Source organism: Polaromonas sp. P2_G11 (assembly GCF_056403595.1).
Genome location: NZ_JBFUFE010000004.1, coordinates 264,914 through 286,573, shown reverse-complemented (window position 1 = coordinate 286,573; position 21,660 = coordinate 264,914). Strand labels below are relative to the sequence as shown.

Here is a 21,660-nt window from a genome sequence, read left to right as displayed (position 1 = left end):
AGCGCCGGCGCTACTCACGCTTGAACTTGAAAACCGCCCGGCTGGCGCGGGCATTCGGCCAAAAGCGGACTTCGCGGCCATCCTGCAAGCCGAAGGAATCCAGGATCTGCAACTGGTTTTGCAGCGCAAGCGCTTCAAAATCCTGCAGCGTGCCGACACGGATGTTGGGCGTGTCATACCACTGGTAAGGCAACACCTTCGTTACCGGCATGCGGCCGCGCGCAACAGCCAGGCGGTTGGGCCAGTGGCCGAAGTTGGGAAACACGACGATGCCGGCGCGGCCTACACGCGCGGTTTCACGCAGCATGGTTTCGGCGTTGTGCAGGTGTTGCAGCGTGTCGATCTGCAGCACCACGTCAAACGAGCGGTCGCCAAACAGCGCCAGGCCCGCTTCCAGGTTGAGCTGGATCACGTTGACGCCGCGCGCCACGCAGGCCTGCACGTTGGCGTCGTTGATCTCGACGCCGTAGCCCGAGCAGCCGCGCTCACGGATCAGGTAGTCCAGCAGCTCGCCGGTGCCGCAGCCCAGGTCAAGCACACGGGAGCCGTGCGGCACCAGCCGCGCGATCGACAACATATCGGCCGAAGGCTGCACATTGAGTTCGACGGGCAGGTTCATACGGCCACCTTGCTCTGGAAGTAGGAACGCACCACGCCCAGGTAGCGGTCGTCCTCCAGCAAAAATGCATCATGGCCGTGCGGCGCGTCAATCTCGGCGTAGCTCACATCACGCTGGTTGTCGAGCAGCGCCTTGACGATTTCGCGGCTGCGCGCGGGAGAAAACCGCCAGTCGGTGGTGAAGCTCACGAGCAGGAACCTGGCTGTCACATGGGCCAGCGCGTGGGTGAGGTTGCCGCCGTGCGCTCTGGCCGGGTCGAAGTAGTCGAGCGCCCGCGTGATCAGCAAATAGGTATTGGCGTCGAAGTACTCGCTGAATTTGTCGCCCTGGTAGCGCAGGTAGCTTTCGATTTCGAACTCGATGTCTTGCGTGGTGTATTTGTAGGGGACATCGGCGTTCACGGTTTCCTCCACCGCCTGGCGCAGTTGGCGGCCAAATTTTTCATTCATCACGTCATCGCTCAGGTAAGTGATGTGGCCGATCATGCGGGCGATGCGCAAGCCGCGTTTGGGCAACACGCCGTGACGGTAGAAATGGCCGCCGTGAAAATCGGGATCGGTCACGATGGCGCGGCGGGCGACTTCGTTGAAGGCGATGTTCTCGGCGGTGAGGTTGGGCGCGCTGGCCACCACCACGGCGTGGCGCACGCGGTCGGGGTATTGCAGCGTCCAGGCCAGGGCCTGCATGCCACCCAGGCTGCCGCCCATCACGGCGGCCAGGGTCTGGATGCCCAGGCGATCCAGCAGGCGGGCCTGGGCGCTGACCCAGTCCTGCACCGTGACGACGGGGAAGTCGGCGCCGTAGAGCTCCTGCGTGTCGGGGTTGGGCTGCATGGGGCCGGTGGAGCCGAAACAGGAGCCTAAATTGTTGACGCCGATGACGAAGAAGCGGTCGGTGTCGACCGGCTTGCCCGGGCCGATCATCGTGTCCCACCAGCCTTCGGATTTGGCTATCGGCTGGCCCTGCGCATCGAGGTACACGCCCGCCACATGGTGCGAGGCATTGAGCGCGTGGCAGATCAGCACGGCGTTTGATTTGTCCGCGTTGAGCTCGCCGTAGGTTTCATAGCTCAGGTCGTAGGCGCGTATCGACGCGCCGCTCTGCAGAGGCAAGGCCTCTACAAAGTGCATGCTGAGCGGGGTGGCAATAAGTGTCAAAAAATCACCTGCAGAAACAAAAAACCCGGCATCGCTAAAGCGAGTCCGGGTCGTTGGAGTTCGTCTTTAGCTGTACTTTTTAAGCGCCCGCAAGCTGAGCAAATCGGCGCTAATGAAAGTATACCCCGATGGATGTGGCCCCCACGGTCGTTCGCTTCGCGTAACTCCCTGCCCCCCGAGGGGGCCGCTGCGCCTGAGGCCCGGCAAAGCCGGTTCCTCGGCCCCTGCTGGGTGGGGAGTGCTGTTTGTCTCTTTTATGCTTTCATCAGCAATGCCGCCAGCCCCAGCCCGGCAAAAATGAGCGCCGAGACGATGTGCACCGCACGCAGCGGCACCAGGCGGGTGACGCGCTCGCCCAGCCAGACCACCGGCGCATTGGCCAGCATCATGCCCAGCGTGGTGCCGGCGACCACGCTGACGATGGCGTCGTAGCGCGCGGCCAGCATCACGGTGGCGATCTGTGTCTTGTCGCCCATTTCCGCCAGGAAGAACACCAGCACGGTGGTGAAGAACACGCCGTAACGCGGCGGCTTTTCCTCTTCGTCCGCGTCCAGCTTGTCGGGCACCAGCATCCACGCCGCCATGGCCAGAAACGAGGCGCCCAGGATCCAGCGCAGCATTTGCGGGCCGATCAGTGTGGTGACCCAGGCGCCGGCGGCGCCGGCCAATGCGTGGTTGACCAGGGTCGCGACAAAGATGCCGGCGACGATGGGCCAGGGCTTCTTGAAGCGGGCAGCGAGGATAAGCGCGAGGAGTTGCGTCTTGTCGCCCATTTCGGCGAGGGCGACGATGCCCGTGGAGACGAGGAAAGCTTCCATTCAAAAAGACTCCGGCCGAAAACCCATGACTGCACGGCATCCCCGGCCTGAAGCGGAGGCTGTGCAGTCAAAGGTCTCGCGTGATCCGAAGACCGCTTGCGCCATGTCCGAAAGAACAGGTTCCAAGGACAAGTCTGTTGACGCAAGCCCCTTTCAGGATTGAAAGGCTGGCTACTCCCCAATGACAGCTTTCATTATATCGCCAGGCGTCCAGGCGCTTTCAGGCTGAAATGGTGCACCCAGCTGTTCATTCGCACACTTGAGGCGCATTTCTTGCTTGTATTTGGTGCGGTTATGGGAATTTCTCTGAAATCGCACCAACAAATAGCAATTTCATCTGAAGAGGGACTTATGGAAGCACTAAAACAGGGCTCAGATGCCTTGTTCATCCTGCTGGGCGGCATCATGGTGCTCGCCATGCATGCCGGTTTTGCCTTTCTGGAACTGGGTACGGTTCGCAAAAAGAACCAGGTCAATGCCCTGGTCAAGATCCTGGTGGACTTCTCGGTGTCCACCGTGGTGTATTTTGTGGTGGGCTATGGCGTGGCCTACGGCACCCATTTTTTTGTCGGCGCAGAGCAGCTGGCGGCTAGAAACGGCTATGAGCTGGTCAAGTTCTTCTTCTTGCTGACCTTTGCCGCAGCCATTCCGGCGATTATTTCGGGGGGCATCGCCGAGCGGGCGCGTTTTTACCCGCAGCTCATCGCGACCGCCGTCATCGTCGGTTTTGTCTACCCCTTCTTCGAAGGCATCGTCTGGAACCAGCACTTCGGCGTGCAGGCCTGGATCAAGTCACTGACCGGTGCGGAGTTTCATGATTTCGCGGGCTCCATCGTGGTTCACGCCGTGGGCGGCTGGCTGGCCTTGCCGGCGGTGATTTTGCTGGGCGCGCGCAGCAACCGCTACCGCAAGGACGGCGCCGTGTCGGCGCATCCGCCTTCCAACATTCCCTTCCTGGCGCTGGGCGCCTGGGTCCTCACCGTGGGCTGGTTCGGCTTTAACGTGATGAGCGCACAGACCATCGACAAAATCTCCGGCCTGGTTGCCGTCAACTCCCTGATGGCCATGGTCGGCGGCACGCTCGCCGCACTGGTGTTTGGCAAGAATGACCCGGGGTTTGTGCACAACGGGCCGCTGGCCGGCCTGGTGGCGGTATGCGCAGGCTCAGACCTGATGCATCCGCTGGGCGCGCTGGTGACGGGCGGCATCGCCGGTGGCGTGTTCGTCGTGATGTTCACGCTGACACAGAACAAATGGAAGATTGACGACGTACTGGGCGTCTGGCCACTGCATGGCCTGTGCGGCCTGTGGGGTGGCATCGCTGCCGGCATCTTCGGCAACCAGACCCTTGGGGGACTGGGCGGTGTGAGCTTTGGCGCCCAGTTGCTGGGCAGCGCCATGGGTGTGGCCTGGGCGCTGCTCGCGGGCTTTGCTGTCTATGGTGTCCTCAAGTCCACGATGGGCCTCAGGCTGAGCCAGGAAGAAGAATTTGAGGGCGCGGATTTGTCCGTCCACCGCATTGGCGCCACACCTGACCGGGAAGTCAACTGGTAGCGGCGACGCAGGCGGCGCTTTTGCTACTTATTTGATAGCTGCTTGCGCCCGTCCTTATTGGGTTTGGACCCGTTTCTTTTAAAAATCGCGCCTGGGGCGTAAATTTCGTCACGTTCCGGCGCACAAGCATCACACCTGCCGCTAGACTTTCGGCCATGCCTACTTTTGAAGAGCAGCTGGTTGAACACCGCGTCTATCTCCTTCGTTTTGCGCGCCTGCAGCTGCGCAACGATGAATGGGCCGAGGACGCCGTGTCGGAAACATTGCTGGCGGCTTTGTCCAAGCCGCAGTCTTTCGGCAACCGCTCCCAGCTCAAGACGTGGCTTGTCGGCATTCTCAAGCACAAGGTCATTGACCTGATCCGCAGCAATGCGCGCATGGTGGCGGTACCGGACGCCCGCGGCGACGAAGAGGGTGACGAGCTCGACCGGCTCTCTTTCCAGGCCGACGGTCATTTCACCGAACCGCCCAACGACTGGGGCAATCCGGACCAGACCCTGCAGCAGGTTCAGTTCTTCCAGGTACTGGACGCCTGCATGGAACGCCTGCCACCTGCACTGGGGCGGCTGTTCCTGATGCGTGAGTGGCTGGAGCTTTCCTCGCAGGAAGTCTGTAAGGAACTCTCGCTGACACCGACCAACCTGTATGTCCAGTTGCATCGGGCCCGCCTGCGCCTGCAGGAGTGCCTGAATATCCACTGGTTTGGCAAACTCAGCACCTGATACGGCCAGCCCTTAACGTGAAACCCAACATTACCCTGTTAAGACGCACCTGCCGCGAGGCTGCGGCATTGCTGATCGCGCGGGAAGACCGCGCGCTTCGTTTGCCCGACCATATCGCGCTCAAGCTGCATCTTCTGGCCTGCGATGCCTGCCCGAAGTTTGAGAACCAGATTCTGACCATGCGCGCCGCGATGAAGCAGTGGCGCAACTATTCGGATCTTGCCGAGGCTGGCTCCACCGAATTGCCGCCCGATATTCGTCCCAAATAACGCGCCGCCGAACGGGCGAAGGCGGTCGCCATCTCATCGAATAAATATTGATTCGGATTGAATCATTGCAATTTTTTGTAACTATTTTCCTTCCGCGCGCGCGTCAACTGTCCTGCTTATGGCTTTTAACGGACACATCCTCGCTTCCAGCATCAGGGCTGTCCGGAGAGAACTTACGACTCTGATTTCTTCGCTCCGGCAGCCTCTATTCATTGGTAAATCCATCAACAGTAGGCGCTAACTTATTAAGCGGGGCCGTAAATTCGGGCCACTAATAGCGCTTTATTGTTAAACACCCGCGTAGCTGGGGCGAAAACCCCATCGCGGGCTTTTTGTTGCGCCATCTTCAATAGAAGTGCTTTGGGCTACCCTCCGCGGCCTTCAAGTCAGCCGGCAGGTCGATACAAAAATCGTAAACAAACCCGGGAAGCCCCTGTTTATGCGGGCTTGCGAGGCCCAGGCGTAACGCCGGCTGGTTGTCTTTTTGATAACTGACGCATAATATGCCGGTGCGAGTGTCACTATTCGCACACGTTAGGTGATCGGTCAGTTTCGCGCGCTACAGCGGTACGTATCAAGATTTGTTGTGCTTTCGGGACCCCATCGCTTTTGTTTTTGTGTTTTAGAGGAGTCCCTTCATGGGCAACAAACTTTACGTCGGCAACCTGCCGTACTCGGTCCGCGACGAAGACCTGCAACAATCTTTTGGCCAATTTGGCGCTGTCACCAGCGCTAAAGTCATGATGGAACGCGACACCGGTCGCTCCAAAGGCTTTGGCTTTGTCGAAATGGGCAGCGATGCAGAAGCCCAGGCAGCTATCAACGGCATGAACGGCCAGCCTCTGGGCGGCCGTAGCGTTGTCGTGAACGAAGCACGTCCCATGGAGGCACGTCCTCCACGTAGCGGCGGCTTCGGCGGCGGTGGTGGTGGCGGCTACGGTGGTGGTGGCGGCGGCGATCGTTCCGGCGGTGGTGGCTACGGCGGTGGCGGCGGTGGTCGTTCCGGCGGCGGCGGTAGCGACGGCGGTTTCCGCAGCCCCTACGGCGGCGGCGGTAGCGGCGGTGGCCGTTCCGGTGGCGGCGGCGGCGGTGGACGCGGCGGCTACTAAGCCCTGCAGAACCCCCTCTTCAGCCTCTGGTTGAAGAGCGCTTAAAAGGCTTCAAGACTTCGGTTTTGAAGCCTTTTTGCTTTGCAGCGCCCAACTTACGGGCGCGAGCAGCTCCTGTTTTGATAGCGCAACGCGCAAAGGCGCCCGGCTCTCAGCTCTCGCCCTGGCGATGCTTGCGTGCGCGGCCAGACAAAGCCTTGTCGAACACCGCATTGGGCAGCAGACGCAACAGCTTGGCCACCACGCCCATTTGCCAGGGGATCACCCGGTAGCTGCACCCCCCCTGGATGGTGGCAAACGCTTTTTCGGCAAATACCTCGGCCTTCATCAGAAACGGCATGGCATAGCGGTTTTCGCGGGTCAGCGGCGTGTCGATGTAACCTGGGCAAATCGTCACCACCTTCACGCCACTGGGGCGCAGTTCCCCGCGCAGGCTTTCGCAATAGGCGATGACTGCAGCCTTGCTCGCGCAATAGGCGCCATGGCCGGGAAGGCCCCGTATGCCGGCCACGCTGCCAATACCAACCAGTGTTCCTGTGCCTCGCAAAACCATGCCGGCGATGAACGGATGAAAGGTGGCTGCGACACCGATATTGTTGGTCGCAAAAGTCCGGGCCATGACCTCAAGGTCAGCACGCACCGCGGAGTCCATGCCGATGCTGATACCGGCATTGGCAATCACCACATCGGGCACGCCCTGCGCGGCGATGCAAGCCTCGCCGGCGGACACAATGCTGTCGATGTCGGATACGTCTGCGCCGTAGACCTGGTAGCGGCTCGCACTGATGGCATGGGTCTCGGCCCAGGCCTGGACCTCGGCGGTTCTGCGAGCAGCCAGCGCCAGCCGATAGCCTGCAGAATAAAAACGCAGTGCCAATGCCTGACCGATACCGCTGGAAGCGCCGGTGATAAATACGAGTCTGGACATGGTGGGCAGTCGTTGATTAGAGAGTGTCGCGTTAGCGGGTCGCCGGTGCGTTGCTTGCCGGATTGACGGGTGGTGCAGGCATGAGAGTGGGCAAGGTACCAGCACCTGCAGCGCTGGCCGCGGAACGCGGGACGAGAATGCCGCGGACACGTCCCTTGAGATCGGCCACCTGGTCCAGGTTGTCGTAGGCAAAAGTGTCACCGGTGAACTGGTCGGTGCCGCGAATCAGCAGCACCGGTTTGTGCGACTTCACGCGCTCGTCATTCAGGAAGGCATGAAGAAACTCACCGCGAAATTCCATGCGCGGCGTTTCCTTCCCGTTCGCATCCTGGCTCGCCTCCCTGACCACTACCGCATTGCCCGTCAACTGCACTTCCGATCCATCACCGTTGGTGTAGGCCCGGTTGGCCGTAGCCGTCGTGATGCGCTTTTCCACATTAATGCTGCGGATGCGCACCTGGTCAATTTCCAGGATGTCGGTGTCGGCGAAATGCCGGGCCTCTGTCCCATAAATTTCGCTCTTGAGCTGGCCCCCGTCGTCAAACGTCTTGACGGTGAACTTGCGCATGAAATAGTCCACATCGTGGCTCGCCTCCCTGGCCACTTCCGGCGTGCTGAAGATCGGGGTGTTGCGCACAAGCCAGTAGGTACCCAGCGCCAGCACCCCCATCATCACCAGCGGCATGTAAATGGCCATGCTGTCCCAGACGCGCAGAAAGCGTCGCCACACATTTTTCAGGTGCAGCAGGGCGCCGCGGTTCTTCGCCGCGGTGCTCACTGGCTGTACTCCTGAAGGAGCCCGGCATAGCGTCCGCTGGCAACCAGCAGCACATCACAGAACTCGCGTGCGGCGCCATGGCCACCAGGTGCTTGCGTCACGTGGTGGACCATCGCGCGCACCTCCGCGTGCGCATTGATCGGCGCGCAGCTCAACGCCACACGGGAGAGCACGGGCAGGTCGGGCCAGTCGTCACCCATGGCTGCGGCAGCGCTCCAGTCCAGCCCCAGGGCCTGCAGCGTGAGCTCGGCGGCCGGGCGTTTGTCCTCCGTACCGAAATGGGCATGGGTGATGCCGAGTGCCTGCAAACGTGCGCGCAGCACGTGGCTATCGCGCCCGGTGATGACGGCGGGAGTAATGCCGGCCCTCTGGAGCAGCTTGAGGCCATGGCCGTCCAGCGTGTTGAACCGTTTGACGATCTCGCCCGAAGCGCGATAACCACCCGACACCACAGCCAGTTCATGGCCGTCGGGGTATTCGGAAAAATACAGGCCACCATCCGTGAGTACACCGTCGACGTCAAAAAATGCCACCTTGATGCCCTGCGCGCGCAGCAGCAGTTCAGGCGGAAAGCTCAGTGTTGGAGTAAGCATCTATCGTTTCACCGCAAGCCAGATAACGGGTGCGAGCGTCATATCACTTTTGCGCGCATCAGGTCGTTGGTATTCAGCGCCCCGCACAACACCCCTGCGTCGTCCACAACCAGCACGCTGGTGATGCGGTACTGCTCCATCAATGCCACAGCCTCGACAGCCAGCGAATCCGGCTGTATCGTGCGCGGATTGGCGCGCATCACGTCGCCCGCCTTGCTGCTACGCAGGTCCACGCCTTTTTCGACCAGCCGGCGTAAATCGCCGTCGGTGAATATACCGAGCACCCGCCGGCTGCCGTCCACCACCGCAGAAGCCCCAAGTCCCTTGGCGCTCATTTCACGCATGAGGTCGGTGAAGCTGGTGTCGGCCAGCACTTGCGGCACCGCATCGCCGCTGCGCATCACGTCACTGACATGCGTGAGCAGTTTCCGGCCGAGCGCACCGCCCGGGTGGGAGCGCGCAAAGTCTTCTTCCTTGAAACCGCGCGCATCCAGCAGGGCGACGGCCAGCGCATCACCCAGGGCGAGCTGCGCGGTCGTGCTGGCCGTCGGCGCCAGATTGAGCGGACAGGCTTCCTGCGCCACGCTGCTGTCAAGCGTTACCCGTGCTTGCCGGGCAAGCGTGGACTGTGCGCCCCCGGTAATTGCCACCAACGGTACGCCCTGGCGGCTCAGCACCGGCAGGATCATCGTCAACTCGGCGCTCTCGCCGCTGTTGGAAATTGCGAGCACCACGTCGATGGCCTTGATCATGCCCAGGTCGCCGTGGCTGGCCTCGGCCGGATGCACAAACATGGCAGGTGTTCCGGTGGAGGCGAGTGTGGCGGCAATCTTGCGGCCTATATGGCCGCTTTTTCCCATGCCCATGACAACCACGCGGCCGCGGCATTGCAGCATCAACTCCACGGCCTGGGCAAACTCATTGCCCAGCCGTCCCACCAGGCCCAGCACAGCGGCGGCTTCTATTTCAAAAGTCTTCCTGGCAAGGCTCAGCACCTGTTCGGCATCAAAATTCACGGCGTCAAGGCTCATGGCTGCATTCTATAGAGGCGGGCAGGCCCATCCCGCCGGCCAACCCCCGCGCGAATGGGCCTTTGCCGCCTGCAATTGGTCAAGGCCATGCAATATCCTCGGCTACCATCAACGCATGAGCGCGCTTGAACTGACCCTGCTGTACCTGCTGGCTGCTGTGCTGGGTGTGGTGGCATGCCGTTCGCTCAAGCTGCCGCCCATGCTGGGTTACCTGGCGGTCGGCGTGGTCATCGGGCCCAACGCGCTGGCGCTGGCACAAAATTCCGACGGCGTCAGGCATTTGGGCGAGTTCGGCGTGGTGTTTCTGATGTTCGTGATCGGGCTTGAGTTCAACCTGCCCAAGCTGCGCTCCATGCGGCGTCACGTCTTTGGCCTGGGCCTGCTGCAGGTTACGCTGACCATCGTGCTGGCCACGGTGGGCTCGCTGTTCCTTGCCAGCATGGCCCCCGGTCTCTGGAAGATGGGCTGGCAGACCGCGCTGGCGCTGTCCGGTGCCATCGCCATGAGCAGCACCGCCATTGTGGTCAAGCTGCTGTCGGAGCGACTTGAACTCGAATCCGAACACGGCAAGCGCGTTATGGGCGTGCTGTTGTTCCAGGACTTGGCCGTTGTGCCGTTGCTCGTGCTGATTCCGGCACTGGGGGCGCCCGCCGATGCGCTCCTGATGGCGCTGGCGATCGCGGGGTTGAAGGCGGCCGTGCTGGTGGGGCTGCTGCTCACCGGCGGGCAACGCATCATGCGCTGGTGGCTCACCATCGTGGCACGGCGCAAAAGCGAAGAACTGTTCGTGCTCAACCTGCTGCTGGTCACGCTGGCGCTGGCCTGGCTGACCGAGCGCGCCGGGCTGAGCCTGGCGCTGGGCGCGTTTATCGCCGGCATGCTGATCTCCGAGACGGAATACAAGCACCAGGTCGAAACCGACATTCGGCCCTTCCATGATGTTTTGCTGGGCCTTTTCTTCATCAGCATCGGCATGCTGCTGGACTGGCGGCTGGTGCTGGAACGATGGCCGCTGGTGCTGTTGCTGACGACGTTGCCTGTTCTCTTCAAGCTGGTGCTGGTTACCGCGCTGGCGCGTTCGCTGGGTGCAACAGCCGGCGTATCGCTGCGCACCGGCCTGTACCTTGCGCAGGCGGGTGAATTCGGCTTTGTGCTGCTCACGCTGGCCCAGCAGGGCAACCTGGTGCCCCCCGCGCTGTTAAACCCCATTTTGGCCAGCATGGTGCTGTCCATGCTGGCAACGCCTTTCATCATCATGTACAGCAACCGCATTGTGATGAAGCTGGTTTCCAGCGAGTGGCTGCAGCAATCGCTGCAAATGACCACCATCGCGCGCAAGTCCATCAACGCCAACAAACACGTGATCATCTGCGGCTATGGCCGCTGCGGCCAGAACCTGGGTCACATGCTGGAGCGCGAAGGCATCCAGTACATGGCGCTCGACCTCGACCCCGACCGGGTACGGCAGGCCGCAGCCGCAGGCGATTCGGTGGTGTTCGGTGATGCAGTGCGGCTCCAGGCCCTGATGGCCGCCGGGCTGGCCCGGGCCAGCGCCGTGGTGGTAACTTATCTCGACACAGCCAGCGCCCTCAAAGTGCTGGCCAACACACGCGCCCACGCGCCGACCGTGCCGGTGATTGTGCGGACGGTAGACGACCACGACCTGGAAAAACTCCAGGCAGCCGGCGCGACAGAGGTCGTGCCGGAGGCCATCGAAGGCAGCCTGATGCTGGCCAGCCATGCGTTGGCGCTGGTGGGGGTGCCCATGCGCCGTGTGATCCGCGTCGTGCAGGATCAACGTGACGCCCGGTACAACCTGCTGCGAGGCTACTTTCGCGGCGCCGACGACGACACCGTGAACGAGCTCGAGCAGGAGCGCCTGTCAAACGTCACATTGCCGCTGGGCACCAGGTCTGCCGGGAAACCCCTGGGTGCGGTGGCACTGGGCGCCGGCGGCGTGCGTGTGGTCAGCCTGCGCCGCAGCAATGGCAAGGCCGTGGCCGCGCATGACGAAACATTGCTGGAGGGCGGGGATACGCTGGTGCTGTCAGGCAAGCCCGAGGCATTGGCCATGGCCGAAGAGAAGCTCCTGCGCGGCCGTATCAACTGAGCAGGGGGCCGCCCGTCGCGTGAAGCGTTCGGCGCAGGCACTGACGGCACAATATGGGCGCCACCCACCCCTGGACACGCCATGCCTGACCTGCACAGCCTCACTCACCAGACCGTCGGCCAGTACCTGAAGAACCATATCCGCACCGTGCCCGACTGGCCGGCCCCCGGCGTGCAGTTTCGCGACATCACGCCGCTGCTGCAGAACCCCAAGGTCTTTCGCGTGCTGATCGACGCTTTTGTGCACCGCTACATGGACGGCAAGCTCCGTCCCGACATCGTGGCAGGGCTGGATGCGCGCGGGTTCATCCTCGGCGCCGTCATCGCCTACGAGTTGAATGTTGGCTTTGTGCCGATACGCAAAAAAGGCAAACTGCCCTTCACGACCGTGCAGGAAACCTATGAGCTCGAATATGGAAGCGCCACCGTGGAGCTGCATACCGATGCGGTCAAACCCGGCGACCGGGTGCTGCTGATCGACGACCTGATCGCCACGGGCGGCACCATGATGGCCGGCAAGAAACTGCTGGAGAAGTTGGGCGCCACCGTCACCGAAGGTGCGGCGATTGTTGACCTGCCCGAACTCGGTGGGTCAGAAAAATTGCGGGCAGCAGGGCTGCCGCTGTTCACCTTGATCGACTTTTCGGGGCACTGAACGGAAGGATGCCGTTCTGGAAACTGCCCGGGGTAAACGAGCTCAGCTATAAAAGTTATAGCTGCTTGCGCCCACCCTGATTGGGTTTGAAGCCTATCTGTCTTGTATCTGAAGCCGGCTCGACCTAGTTGAGATCGCCGTACTGCGTGCTGCTCAGCGCTGGTGACGTGCTGAATTCCGGTGGCATTTCGGTGTCTTCAAAGCCCGTCAACAGGGTGTATGAACGTGAGCGCGGGCCGCTTTGCACTTTGACCCCTTTTTCCGGCGCAACTGCCGGGCCTTGCGCGGATGCAGCAACCAAAGCTTGTTTGAAGGCGGCAACTTCGTCGGCCTGGATAGGCTCATACCGTGGTGTTGCGGGTTTGACGGGCACGGGCGCGCGGGTTTCTACATTGGCTTCAGCGTGTGCTACTACGGGTGCATGTACAACGGGTGCTGGTACAACAGGTGCTTGCACGGCCTGCGGTGGCGTCGGGGCCTGTTTGACCACGACCGCCATTTCCTCCAGACGCCAGTACACAGCGGGTACCGTGATCTCAAAGCGCGCTTTGGCGTGCTGTGTGATCGATGCCTCAATTCCACTCAATTGCTCGGACGTGCCGCCGAATGCTTTTGCCAGGTCCATCATGACCAGGAATTCATTGCCGCTCTGGTCGAGCGAAAGAACTTTGAATTTGTAGCTGGCCGAGAGCACGCCGGAGCGGGTCATGGCCTCACGAATTGCTACGTACAACTGCTCGCGGCGGGCGTGACGCTTGAGCTTGCCGGAATCGGCGGGAGCAGGTTGTTCGGGGGAGAGTCGCTGGGGTACGGACGCAGCGCCTTTGTCACGTGCGGCGGACGCGCGTCTTTGTTCGTCATTCGCAGCCGCACCGGCTTGCTGCGGTTTATCGGAAAACCAGTTTAAAAAAGACATGGGCAATGTTCTCGTGATGAATCTTCATTTTCCGTCAATGCACGGAGTGAATCTGTAAGCAATAGCGCAAACGGTTCAGCTGTTGTTTAGCAGCAAATCCTGTGGCCGACTTTATCGAAACACCCGTGCAACTGTCTGGTAAAAAATCACGCCCGTCACGTTTTTGAGAACACCTGTGACGCCCGAAAGTATTACGGCAGGGAGTCAGTTGTCTGATGATGCCAATGCACCCGAGAAAGGGTCGACACTCAGGTCACCGCGACGCGCTTGGGACGGTTATAGAGTCGTTTGGCCATGACCGACCCCATTGCCATGGTCAGCTCCAATGCAATGGGGCTGTGGCGGTTTGCCAGTTCGAGGAACCGCATCGGGGTGAGGCACCAAAGCTTGCAAGGCGTCGACGCATGGACCGTGGCACTGCGCGGCATGTGCGAGAAAAATGCGCCTTCACCAAGCACAGTACCTGCACCCACCAGCGCCATTCGCACGCGGGCCTTTTCATCTTCGTAATGAACGCTGAGTGTGCCGCTTTCCACAAAATACAGCGTGCGGTCCAGCGCGCCCTGTTCCATCAGCACCTGGCCACTGTTGAGGGCGAAAGGCTGCATGTAGCTGGCCAGGATGTCCCAATGCGGCTGGTTGAATTGACAGCGCAGTGCGTCACTGGCGTGGCAGTGAAGAATGGCCTGGGCAAGGCCCTGAATGTCAAAACGGATGGCGGCAGGTAATGGAGCGTTCATAGTGGGACGGAAGATACCTTCGCACTACATAGCCTGCAAGGGATGTTAACGGCCCCTTACACCTGATACAGGAAAGCCGGAGTTGTAATTTCCCCTCGACAGAAGGCCATTTTTGACCGTTTTGGTGCGTTTTTCGCGGCATGGCGCCGCTTGTCCCCAGACAGGGCCCGTCTGTCGCCGGTTTACTACTTTCCAATACAGAATCTGGAAAAAATTTCGCCCAACAAGTCGTCCGGCGTGAACGCACCGGTGATCTCGCTGAGGTGAAGTTGCGCCTGGCGCAAATCTTCGGCCAGCAGGTCCAGGGCAGGGTGCCCCGCGCGAATCTGCGCATGGGCTCTCCCGAGTTGTTCGGCGACCTGCTGCAGGGCACGCACGTGACGTTCGCGGGCCATGAACACGCCTTCAGGTGCGGCCTGCCAGCCCACGACCTGCAACAGTTGCTTGCGCAGCGCCTGCAGGCCGTCGCCGGTTTTGGCGGAGATCAGAACGCCGCCGCTGATGGTGCCCAGCACATCCGCGTCAGCCGCGTCCGACTTGTTCCAGACGTCGATGATGGGCGTGTTGCGCGGCAGCTCACGGCTCAATACTTCTGCGATGTGTGCGTCAGCGGCCAGGTAATCGGCGGCATGCCGGGTCAGGTCATGCAGGAAGAGCACCGCGTCGGCGCTGGCGATTTCAGCCCACGCGCGTTCGACGCCGATTTTTTCCACTTCGTCGAGTGCCTCGCGCAGGCCAGCGGTGTCCACCACATGCAGCGGCACGCCTTCAATCTGGATCAGCTGCGAAACCTTGTCGCGTGTGGTGCCGGCAATCGGTGTGACGATGGCGAGTTCAGCACCGGCCAGCGCATTGAGCAGCGAACTTTTGCCGGCGTTCGGCTGGCCTGCGATCACCACCTTGATGCCTTCGCGCAGCAAGGCGCCCTGCACCGCGCGCTGCATCACGACGGCCAGCGTCGTCTGCAGGCGCTCAAGCTGGCCCTGCGCGTCTGCCTTTTCCAGGAAGTCGATGTCTTCCTCGGGGAAGTCCAGCGTGGCCTCAACCAGCATGCGCAAGTGGATCAGTTGCTCCAGCAGCGTGTTGACCGCCAGCGAGAATTCACCCGACATTGAACGTGCGGCCGATCGCGCGGCGGTTTCCGTGCTTGCGTCGATCAGGTCGGCAATCGCCTCGGCCTGCGCCAGGTCGATCTTGTCGTTGAGGAAGGCACGTTCGGTGAACTCGCCCGGTTGCGCCACGCGCAGCCCCGGCACGGCCGCCGAACCTGTCTCTGGGTTGAGTGCCGCACCGGCCTCAAGGCATCGCGCCAGCAACAGCTGCAGCACGACAGGGCCGCCGTGCGCTTGCAGCTCCAGCACGTCTTCGCCGGTGTAGGAATGCGGCGCCGGGAAATGCAAGGCGAGGCCCTGGTCGATGGCTACGCCGTGCGCATCCCTAAAGGGAAGGTAGGTCGCCTGGCGCGGTTGAAGCTGGCGGCCGCAAATCGCATCGACGACGGGCGCGATGTGCTTGCCGGACACCCGCACAATGCCCACCGCACCGCGACCGGGCGCAGTGGCGATGGCAACGATGGGGTCGTGGTGTCGGGCCAGCATGGTGGTAGATGTTAAGGGGCAAACCGGATATTGGTGCTATGGCAGAGAGCGCCGCAGCCAAAGCCGGTTTCCCAAGAAAAAGGGCCGCGAAGCGGCCCAATTTTTATTCCGTGTCCGCCTTATTTGAACTTCGGCAGGTTGAACTGCGGCGGCACGCCCATACGCGTGTTGATCACCCACTGCTGCGCGATGGACAGGATGTTGTTGGTAATCCAGTACAGCACCAGGCCAGCCGGGAAGAAGAAGAACATCACGCTGAAGATCAGCGGCATGAACCACATCAGCTTGGCCTGCATCGGATCCGGCGGAGCGGGATTGAGCGCCGTTTGCAGCATGGTCGTCAGGGTCATCAGCACGGGCAGGATGAAGAATGGATCCGGCGCCGAAAGGTCGTGAATCCACAAGATCCAGGGTGCATTGCGCATTTCAACGCTGGACAGCAGCACCCAGTACAGCGCGATAAACACGGGGATCTGGATCATGATCGGGAAGCAGCCGCCCATCGGGTTGACTTTTTCTTCCTTGTAGATTTTCATCATCGCCTGCTGCATTTCCTGCGGCTTGTCTTTCAGGCGTTCACGCATTTCCATGATCTTGGGATTGATCGCCTTCATCTTGGCCATGCTGGCATACGCCTTGGCATTGAGCCAGTAGAACGCGATTTTCAGCAGCAGCACCAAAGCCACGATGGACCAGCCCCAGTTATGGATGAAGCCGTGCAGTTTGTCGAGCAGCCAATACAGTGGCTTGGCCAGGATGGTCAACCAGCCGTAGTCCTTCACCAGCTCCAGGCCCGGTGCAATGGCTTCCAGTGTTTTTTCTTCCTGGGGGCCGACGAAAAATTTCGCCTCGACCGACTTGGTCGTGCCTGCTGCGATGGTGTCCAGCGGCGTGATCATGACGACGGAATACAGGTTGTTGGCGACCTTCTGGAACAACAGGTCGCGCTTGAGACCATCCGGAAGAATCCAGGCAGTTGCAAAGTAATGCTGGACCATGGCGATATAGCCATTGGTGGCCTGCTTTTCGACGTCAACCTTGTTGTTCTCGATGTCCTTGAATTCCACTTTTTGGTATTTCTTGGCTTCGGTATAAATCGCCGGGCCGGTGAAGGTGGAATAAAAAGAAGACTCTCCGGGCGGCTTGTTGCCGTCACGCACGAGCTGCAGATACAGCTGGGGCGACACCGCGGCTGTGCCGGTGTTGACGATGTCGTGGCGCACCGCAATGTCGTAAGCGCCGCGTTTCAGGGTGTAGGTCTTGACCAGCTTGACGCCGCCGACTTCCGCCGACTCAAACTTGATCTGCAGTTCGTCCTGGCCTTCTTTCAGCGCTCGTTCGCCTGGAACCACGGCCATTGGCGTTTTGTGGGTAGGAAAGCCTCCGGTGGTGCCGGGTGCCGTAACAAGTCCTGTCTGCGCCACATAAACACGGCTTGCGCTTTCGTCCATCAAGACAAAACCTTCGGCCGTGTGCGCCTGGTCCTTGTACTTGACGAATGCCGAGTGCACCAGGGTGCCGCCTTCGCTGTCAAAGGTCAGCGTGAGCACATCGGTATTCACAACGAAGCGTTCTTTGGCGGTCGACGGCGCGATCGATGGAGCGCCTGCCGGCACGGCACCAGGCGCGCCTGGCGTTGCGTTGGCAGCCTGCGGCGCAGGCACGGAAGAAGCCGTAGCGCCGGCAGCTACAGGTGCAGAGGAGCCCGCGACCGGTGCCTTGGCGCTTTGCGTGGCTGACGGGAAAAAGGTCGCCTTGTGGCCGTTATATACCTGCCATTGGTCCCACAAAAGGACCATGGAAAAACCAAAAATCACCCACAGGATGGTGCGGCGGATGTCGTTCATGACGGCGTCTTTTTAGAAGGGGTGGAGGCCACAGGGGTGGCCAGGCGGGAAAAGAGGGGAACAGGCGGCACCGGGTCGTGCCCGCCATCGCACCAGGGATGGCAGCGTACCAGCCGGCGCAAGGTGAGGTAGCTGCCGACTGTTGCGCCGTGCTGCTGCAGGGCCTGCAGTGAATAGGCGGAACACGTCGGCTCAAACCGGCAGGCTGAGCCCAGCCATGGGCTGAGCAACAAGCGATAGCCTTTGACCAGGCCAATCAGCAGGGTTTGCGGCAAACGGAAAAGAGGTGCCAGTGCAGCAAAAACGGAGCTCATGGCGCCTTGGCTCCTGCCTGCATCAGCGCCAGCACTTCGGTGCGTACCGCCAGCTTGAGCTGCTCGGACGTCGCACTGATGAATTCCTTGCGCGAAAAATCACGCCGCAAGCGGACCACAAAAGCAGCCTGAGGATACTGATGCGAAAAATCAGCGCTCACGGTGTAGATCTGTCGTTTGATGGCGTTACGTGTGACGGCGCGTTTGGCCCAGCGTTTGGGAACCATGGCCCCAAGCCAGACATCCTGTACGGGAAACAGCGGCCTTGCCGCGATCACATCAGCCAGCTTGCCTGGCTCAGCTTGCACGGGCTTTGCGTCCAGCGCATTGCGGTGCAATGCGAAGTGCGTTGTTTTTGCAACAATGGCGCCGGCAAGAACTGCCTGGAACTGGGGTCGGGTTTGAAGCCGTTGCACGAGCGCCAGGCGTCAGTTTAAAAAACTGCGAATGGCCAGCAGGAAACAGGCTTATACGGCCAGGCGCTTGCGGCCTTTGGCGCGGCGTGCAGCAATCACTGCGCGGCCGCCACGCGTTTTCATGCGGGTCAGGAAGCCGTGCGTACGAGCGCGTTTGACTTTGGATGGTTGGTATGTGCGTTTCATGATTGAGTCCTACTAGCCGGTCAGCTACAAAGCTTTCCCCTTTGCCGTTACCTTGCCTTAGTTATAAGACACACTGCTTTGGGCGATTCGAATGATCTTGGTGGCCGTACAACACAACCATCTCTGCAAGTCTTCAAGGCAGGCAAAACCCGCCGCGAATCAGGGAAACCCATGATTATCGCAGATTTCCTAACACTGGCAACAAGTTAGCCCGCCCATTTGGGGTAAAGGCTGAGATGCGGCGAACCGGGTCGCTACATACCCCAAACCAGTGCCCAAAATAGGTTGAAACCCGGATCAATTATTTTGTGGATAACTCCTCGTCCGGACTACAATTGCCGGTGCTCAAAATTAACAATATCCACAAGCAGCTCACCGCTGCCGGGCGCCTCTTGCCAGGCCAGCAACCCAGCCAAAACCAGCCATGAGTGAGGCATCCGTCCAAAATCTGAACCAGGACTTGTGGCAGAGCTGCGTCGACCACCTGGCCCAGGAATTACCTGAACAACAGTTCAATACCTGGATCCGCCCCCTGCTTGTCGAGGTCGCTCCCGACCTCACCAAAGTCACCGTTTTAGTGGGTAACCGGTTCAAACTGGACTGGGTTCGCGCCCAGTATGCCGGCCGCATTTCGGCCCTGCTTGAGAAAATTTCCGGGCAAAGCATCCCCCTTGAGTTAGCACTTGCTCCGCGCGAAGCGCCCGCCAAGTCTTCTTCTCTGGTTCGCAGCTTTGAAGGCTCCGGCGTTCCTGAACCCGTCGGCCTGGGCGTTCCCGAAGAAGCCGCCGGCGCGCCGTTCAAGAATCGGCTCAACAGCGCGCTGACCTTCGACACCCTGATTGAAGGCACGGCCAACCGCATGGGCCGGGCCGCCGCGCTGCATGTTTCCAGCAGCCTGGGCCAGCTTTACAACCCGCTTTTTATCTACGGCGGCGTAGGTTTGGGCAAGACGCATTTGATGCACGCGATCGGCAATAAATTGCTGTCGGACAACCCCGCCGCCAAAGTTCTCTACATCCATGCTGAACAATTTGTTTCAGATGTGGTTAAAGCTTACCAACGCAAGACTTTTGATGAATTCAAGGAGCGTTATCACTCCCTGGATTTGCTGCTGATTGACGACGTCCAGTTCTTTGCCAACAAGGACCGCACCCAGGAAGAGTTTTTCAACGCTTTCGAGGCCTTGCTGACCAAAAAGTCGCACATCGTGATGACCAGCGACACTTATCCCAAGGGTTTGACGGATATCCACGAACGCCTGGTGTCGCGCTTTGATTCCGGCCTCACCGTCGCCATCGAACCGCCCGAGCTCGAAATGCGCGTCGCCATCCTGATCCGCAAGGCCGAAGCCGAAGGCGCCTCCATGCCCGAAGAAGTCGCCTTCTTCGTCGCCAAGAACGTCCGCTCCAACGTGCGTGAGCTCGAAGGCGCCTTGCGCAAGATCCTGGCGTACTCACGCTTCAATCTCAAGGAAATCTCCATCCAGCTGGCCCGTGAGGCCCTGCGTGACCTGCTTTCCATTCAGAACCGGCAGATCAGCGTCGAGAACATCCAGAAGACCGTCGCCGACTATTACAAGATCAAAGTGGCCGACATGTATTCCAAGAAGCGGCCAGCCAGCATTGCGCGGCCGCGGCAGATTGCCATGTACCTGGCCAAGGAACTCACGCAAAAGAGCCTCCCCGAGATCGGTGAGCTCTTTGGCGGGCGTGACCACACCACCGTGCTGCACGCCGTGCGCAAGATGTCTGCCGAGCGCCAGCAAATGACAGAGCTCAACCAGCAGCTGCATGTGCTTGAACAGACCCTGAAAGGCTGAGGAACAACCTCCATGCGCCCCATTAACTCCATGAACCCTCTTGCGCCCGGTTTTCACGGTGTTTTACAGAGCCCAGCCACCCTCACAATAACTTTGGGGACAACTTTTGAACAACCCATGGCTTATCCACAGAAGCAGATGACAATCGAAAGTTGTTCATATTCAGCAGTGCAGTTCAGGGGCGTCTGAACACATGGTTAAACAAACGCCAAGTGGTTGATCAAAAAGGGGAAAATGGCACTATCCACAGATGGGCGCCACCCTTATCTACTACTACTAATTTGAATTAAAGAATTAAAGATATATACAGAGGAAGTCATGATCGTTCTGAAAGCAACCCAGGATAAAGTTTTGTCGGTACTGCAGTCGGTGGCCGGCATCGTTGAGCGCAGGCACACCTTGCCCATCCTTGCCAACGTGCTGATCCGCAAAACTGGCGCCCAGCTGCAGCTCACCACGAGCGATCTTGAAATCCAGATCCGCACCACTGCCGAGCTCGACGGCGACGCCGGCAACTTCACCACCACCGTGGGTGCCCGCAAGCTCATCGACATCCTGCGTTCCATGCCCAGCGACCAGACCGTCTCGCTCGAGTCGTCGCAGAACAAGCTGATCCTCAAGGGCGGTAAAAGCCGCTTCACCCTGCAAACCCTGCCGGCTGAAGACTTCCCGCTGGTGCAGGAAGCCGCCAATTTCGGCCCCAGCTTCTCGGTGCCGCAAAAGGTTTTGAAAGAGCTGCTCAACCAGGTTTCGTTTGCCATGGCGGTGCACGACATTCGCTACTACCTCAACGGCATCCTCTTCGTCGCCGAAGGCAAGCAGCTAAGCCTGGTGGCTACTGACGGCCACCGCCTGGCCTTCTCCTCGGCCACGCTCGACGTTGAAGTGCCCAAGCAGGAAGTGATCCTGCCGCGCAAGACAGTTCTGGAAATGCAGCGCCTGCTCAGCGACAAAGAAGGCGCCATCGAAATGCAATTTGCCGGCAACCAGGCCAAGTTCAGCTTTGAAGGTATGGAATTCGTCACCAAGCTGGTCGAAGGCAAGTTCCCCGACTACAACCGCGTGATTCCCAAGAACCACAAAAACATCATCACGCTGGGCCGTGTGCCCCTGCTGGCCAGCCTGCAGCGCACCGCGATTTTGACGAGCGAGAAGTTCAAGGGCGTGCGCCTGAACATCGAACCCGGCACCCTGCGCGTGGCTTCCAACAATGCCGAGCAGGAAGAAGCTGTCGACGAGCTCGACATCGACTACGGCGGCGACGCCATCGAAATCGGCTTCAACGTTACCTACCTGATCGACGCGCTGGCCAACATGGACCAGGACATGGTGAAGATCGAACTGGCTGACTCCAACAGCTCCGCGCTGCTGACCATCCCCGACGATGCAGCCTTTAAATACGTGGTGATGCCGATGCGCATTTAACGCGCTGACCACACGCTAACCAACAACCAGACCCGCGACTCTCCGCGGGTTTGGTCA

22 protein-coding genes and 1 riboswitch are annotated in these 21,660 nt (G+C 60.3%); of the genes, 8 read left to right on the top strand and 14 right to left on the bottom strand.

Annotated features, from left to right (window positions below; genetic code table 11):
* Positions 1–10 precede the first annotated feature (10 nt).
* The 3 genes from metW to AC1DWQ_RS15505 all read right to left on the bottom strand — a co-directional run bounded on the left by metW (position 11) and on the right by AC1DWQ_RS15505 (position 2,594).
* A complete protein-coding gene (metW, locus tag AC1DWQ_RS15515; RefSeq protein ID WP_477670444.1) occupies positions 11–619 on the bottom strand; it encodes a methionine biosynthesis protein MetW in 609 nt (202 codons plus the stop codon).
* Positions 616–1,776, bottom strand: a complete 1,161-nt coding sequence (gene metX / locus AC1DWQ_RS15510) for a homoserine O-succinyltransferase MetX (RefSeq protein WP_477670443.1) — start codon at positions 1,774–1,776, stop codon at positions 616–618. The genes metW and metX overlap by 4 nt, the downstream gene beginning before the upstream one ends.
* A 254-nt stretch (positions 1,777–2,030) precedes the next feature.
* Entirely contained in the window at positions 2,031–2,594 is a 564-nt protein-coding gene (locus tag AC1DWQ_RS15505; RefSeq protein ID WP_477670442.1) for a TMEM165/GDT1 family protein, read from the bottom strand.
* Between the two features lie 5 nt (positions 2,595–2,599).
* A riboswitch (yybP-ykoY riboswitch) is annotated at positions 2,600–2,786 on the bottom strand.
* A gap of 159 nt (positions 2,787–2,945) precedes the next feature.
* Here AC1DWQ_RS15505 and AC1DWQ_RS15500 point away from each other — a divergent pair.
* The 4 genes from AC1DWQ_RS15500 to AC1DWQ_RS15485 all read left to right on the top strand — a co-directional run bounded on the left by AC1DWQ_RS15500 (position 2,946) and on the right by AC1DWQ_RS15485 (position 6,248).
* Positions 2,946–4,148 (top strand): ammonium transporter, encoded by a 1,203-nt coding sequence (locus tag AC1DWQ_RS15500; RefSeq protein WP_477670441.1) that lies wholly within the window; start codon positions 2,946–2,948, stop codon positions 4,146–4,148.
* Positions 4,149–4,303: 155 nt separating this feature from the next.
* A complete protein-coding gene (locus AC1DWQ_RS15495; protein ID WP_457281906.1) occupies positions 4,304–4,870 on the top strand; it encodes a sigma-70 family RNA polymerase sigma factor in 567 nt (188 codons plus the stop codon).
* 17 nt (positions 4,871–4,887) lie between these two features.
* Positions 4,888–5,139, top strand: coding sequence for a zf-HC2 domain-containing protein (locus AC1DWQ_RS15490; RefSeq protein WP_477670440.1), 252 nt, complete (start codon positions 4,888–4,890; stop codon positions 5,137–5,139).
* Positions 5,140–5,777: 638 nt separating this feature from the next.
* Complete coding sequence (locus AC1DWQ_RS15485) at positions 5,778–6,248, top strand: RNA recognition motif domain-containing protein (RefSeq protein WP_477651325.1); 471 nt, start codon at positions 5,778–5,780, stop codon at positions 6,246–6,248.
* A 151-nt stretch (positions 6,249–6,399) separates the two neighbouring features.
* Here the strand turns inward: AC1DWQ_RS15485 and AC1DWQ_RS15480 are convergent, their stop codons facing one another.
* From AC1DWQ_RS15480 to AC1DWQ_RS15465, 4 genes are all read right to left on the bottom strand, one after another.
* Positions 6,400–7,176 carry an SDR family oxidoreductase gene (locus AC1DWQ_RS15480; protein WP_477670439.1) on the bottom strand — a complete coding sequence of 259 codons (777 nt, stop codon included), beginning with the start codon at positions 7,174–7,176 and terminating at the stop codon, positions 6,400–6,402.
* 31 nt (positions 7,177–7,207) lie between these two features.
* Positions 7,208–7,873 (bottom strand): LPS export ABC transporter periplasmic protein LptC, encoded by a 666-nt coding sequence (gene lptC / locus AC1DWQ_RS15475; RefSeq protein ID WP_477670744.1) that lies wholly within the window; start codon positions 7,871–7,873, stop codon positions 7,208–7,210.
* Positions 7,874–7,950: 77 nt separating this feature from the next.
* Positions 7,951–8,547 carry a KdsC family phosphatase gene (locus AC1DWQ_RS15470; protein ID WP_477670438.1) on the bottom strand — a complete coding sequence of 199 codons (597 nt, stop codon included), beginning with the start codon at positions 8,545–8,547 and terminating at the stop codon, positions 7,951–7,953.
* A gap of 38 nt (positions 8,548–8,585) precedes the next feature.
* Positions 8,586–9,578: a KpsF/GutQ family sugar-phosphate isomerase gene (locus AC1DWQ_RS15465; RefSeq protein ID WP_477670437.1), complete on the bottom strand. Its 993-nt coding sequence runs from the start codon at positions 9,576–9,578 to the stop codon at positions 8,586–8,588.
* 115 nt (positions 9,579–9,693) lie between these two features.
* Between AC1DWQ_RS15465 and AC1DWQ_RS15460 the strand changes: the two genes are divergently transcribed.
* Together AC1DWQ_RS15460 and AC1DWQ_RS15455 are read left to right on the top strand one after the other, a co-directional pair.
* On the top strand, positions 9,694–11,688 hold the full coding sequence (locus AC1DWQ_RS15460; protein WP_477670436.1) for a cation:proton antiporter domain-containing protein: 1,995 nt from the start codon (positions 9,694–9,696) through the stop codon (positions 11,686–11,688).
* Between the two features lie 81 nt (positions 11,689–11,769).
* Positions 11,770–12,342: an adenine phosphoribosyltransferase gene (locus AC1DWQ_RS15455; protein ID WP_457281899.1), complete on the top strand. Its 573-nt coding sequence runs from the start codon at positions 11,770–11,772 to the stop codon at positions 12,340–12,342.
* 124 nt (positions 12,343–12,466) lie between these two features.
* On the opposite strand, the gene AC1DWQ_RS15450 is transcribed toward AC1DWQ_RS15455, so the two are convergent.
* From AC1DWQ_RS15450 to rpmH, 7 genes are all read right to left on the bottom strand, one after another.
* Positions 12,467–13,258, bottom strand: coding sequence for a hypothetical protein (locus AC1DWQ_RS15450; RefSeq protein ID WP_477670435.1), 792 nt, complete (start codon positions 13,256–13,258; stop codon positions 12,467–12,469).
* Between the two features lie 248 nt (positions 13,259–13,506).
* Positions 13,507–13,998: a Crp/Fnr family transcriptional regulator gene (locus AC1DWQ_RS15445; protein ID WP_122954706.1), complete on the bottom strand. Its 492-nt coding sequence runs from the start codon at positions 13,996–13,998 to the stop codon at positions 13,507–13,509.
* Positions 13,999–14,183: 185 nt separating this feature from the next.
* Positions 14,184–15,596 carry a tRNA uridine-5-carboxymethylaminomethyl(34) synthesis GTPase MnmE gene (gene mnmE, locus AC1DWQ_RS15440; RefSeq protein ID WP_477670434.1) on the bottom strand — a complete coding sequence of 471 codons (1,413 nt, stop codon included), beginning with the start codon at positions 15,594–15,596 and terminating at the stop codon, positions 14,184–14,186.
* 119 nt (positions 15,597–15,715) lie between these two features.
* On the bottom strand, positions 15,716–17,443 hold the full coding sequence (gene yidC, locus AC1DWQ_RS15435) for a membrane protein insertase YidC (RefSeq protein WP_477670433.1): 1,728 nt from the start codon (positions 17,441–17,443) through the stop codon (positions 15,716–15,718).
* The gene (yidD, locus tag AC1DWQ_RS15430) at positions 17,440–17,757 is read right to left on the bottom strand and encodes a membrane protein insertion efficiency factor YidD (RefSeq protein ID WP_477670432.1); all 318 of its coding nucleotides are present in this window, start codon (positions 17,755–17,757) and stop codon (positions 17,440–17,442) included. Before yidD ends, yidC begins: the two co-directional genes overlap by 4 nt.
* Entirely contained in the window at positions 17,754–18,173 is a 420-nt protein-coding gene (locus tag AC1DWQ_RS15425) for a ribonuclease P protein component (protein WP_477670431.1), read from the bottom strand. Before AC1DWQ_RS15425 ends, yidD begins: the two co-directional genes overlap by 4 nt.
* A 51-nt stretch (positions 18,174–18,224) precedes the next feature.
* Complete coding sequence (gene rpmH / locus AC1DWQ_RS15420; RefSeq protein ID WP_007862708.1) at positions 18,225–18,359, bottom strand: 50S ribosomal protein L34; 135 nt, start codon at positions 18,357–18,359, stop codon at positions 18,225–18,227.
* A gap of 424 nt (positions 18,360–18,783) precedes the next feature.
* Here rpmH and dnaA point away from each other — a divergent pair, with 424 nt between their 5' ends.
* The gene (dnaA, locus tag AC1DWQ_RS15415; RefSeq protein WP_457281893.1) at positions 18,784–20,178 is read left to right on the top strand and encodes a chromosomal replication initiator protein DnaA; all 1,395 of its coding nucleotides are present in this window, start codon (positions 18,784–18,786) and stop codon (positions 20,176–20,178) included.
* A gap of 318 nt (positions 20,179–20,496) precedes the next feature.
* Positions 20,497–21,603 carry a DNA polymerase III subunit beta gene (dnaN, locus tag AC1DWQ_RS15410; protein WP_457281892.1) on the top strand — a complete coding sequence of 369 codons (1,107 nt, stop codon included), beginning with the start codon at positions 20,497–20,499 and terminating at the stop codon, positions 21,601–21,603.
* Positions 21,604–21,660 lie beyond the last annotated feature (57 nt).

What these genes read in the sequence shown, in the direction of transcription:
- AC1DWQ_RS15485 (WP_477651325.1), top strand. Translation starts at nt 5,778, where the DNA reads ATGGGCAACAAACTTTACGTCGGCAACCTGCCGTACTCGGTCCGCGAC.
- yidC (WP_477670433.1), bottom strand. Translation starts at nt 17,443, where the DNA reads ATGAACGACATCCGCCGCACCATCCTGTGGGTGATTTTTGGTTTTTCC.
- lptC (WP_477670744.1), bottom strand. Translation starts at nt 7,873, where the DNA reads ATGGCCATTTACATGCCGCTGGTGATGATGGGGGTGCTGGCGCTGGGT.
- AC1DWQ_RS15500 (WP_477670441.1), top strand. Translation starts at nt 2,946, where the DNA reads ATGGAAGCACTAAAACAGGGCTCAGATGCCTTGTTCATCCTGCTGGGC.
- AC1DWQ_RS15465 (WP_477670437.1), bottom strand. Translation starts at nt 9,578, where the DNA reads ATGAGCCTTGACGCCGTGAATTTTGATGCCGAACAGGTGCTGAGCCTT.
- AC1DWQ_RS15495 (WP_457281906.1), top strand. Translation starts at nt 4,304, where the DNA reads ATGCCTACTTTTGAAGAGCAGCTGGTTGAACACCGCGTCTATCTCCTT.
- dnaA (WP_457281893.1), top strand. Translation starts at nt 18,784, where the DNA reads ATGAGTGAGGCATCCGTCCAAAATCTGAACCAGGACTTGTGGCAGAGC.
- dnaN (WP_457281892.1), top strand. Translation starts at nt 20,497, where the DNA reads ATGATCGTTCTGAAAGCAACCCAGGATAAAGTTTTGTCGGTACTGCAG.
- AC1DWQ_RS15505 (WP_477670442.1), bottom strand. Translation starts at nt 2,594, where the DNA reads ATGGAAGCTTTCCTCGTCTCCACGGGCATCGTCGCCCTCGCCGAAATG.
- AC1DWQ_RS15480 (WP_477670439.1), bottom strand. Translation starts at nt 7,176, where the DNA reads ATGTCCAGACTCGTATTTATCACCGGCGCTTCCAGCGGTATCGGTCAG.
- mnmE (WP_477670434.1), bottom strand. Translation starts at nt 15,596, where the DNA reads ATGCTGGCCCGACACCACGACCCCATCGTTGCCATCGCCACTGCGCCC.
- metW (WP_477670444.1), bottom strand. Translation starts at nt 619, where the DNA reads ATGAACCTGCCCGTCGAACTCAATGTGCAGCCTTCGGCCGATATGTTG.
- rpmH (WP_007862708.1), bottom strand. Translation starts at nt 18,359, where the DNA reads ATGAAACGCACATACCAACCATCCAAAGTCAAACGCGCTCGTACGCAC.
- AC1DWQ_RS15450 (WP_477670435.1), bottom strand. Translation starts at nt 13,258, where the DNA reads ATGTCTTTTTTAAACTGGTTTTCCGATAAACCGCAGCAAGCCGGTGCG.
- AC1DWQ_RS15470 (WP_477670438.1), bottom strand. Translation starts at nt 8,547, where the DNA reads ATGCTTACTCCAACACTGAGCTTTCCGCCTGAACTGCTGCTGCGCGCG.
- AC1DWQ_RS15460 (WP_477670436.1), top strand. Translation starts at nt 9,694, where the DNA reads ATGAGCGCGCTTGAACTGACCCTGCTGTACCTGCTGGCTGCTGTGCTG.
- yidD (WP_477670432.1), bottom strand. Translation starts at nt 17,757, where the DNA reads ATGAGCTCCGTTTTTGCTGCACTGGCACCTCTTTTCCGTTTGCCGCAA.
- AC1DWQ_RS15455 (WP_457281899.1), top strand. Translation starts at nt 11,770, where the DNA reads ATGCCTGACCTGCACAGCCTCACTCACCAGACCGTCGGCCAGTACCTG.
- AC1DWQ_RS15445 (WP_122954706.1), bottom strand. Translation starts at nt 13,998, where the DNA reads ATGAACGCTCCATTACCTGCCGCCATCCGTTTTGACATTCAGGGCCTT.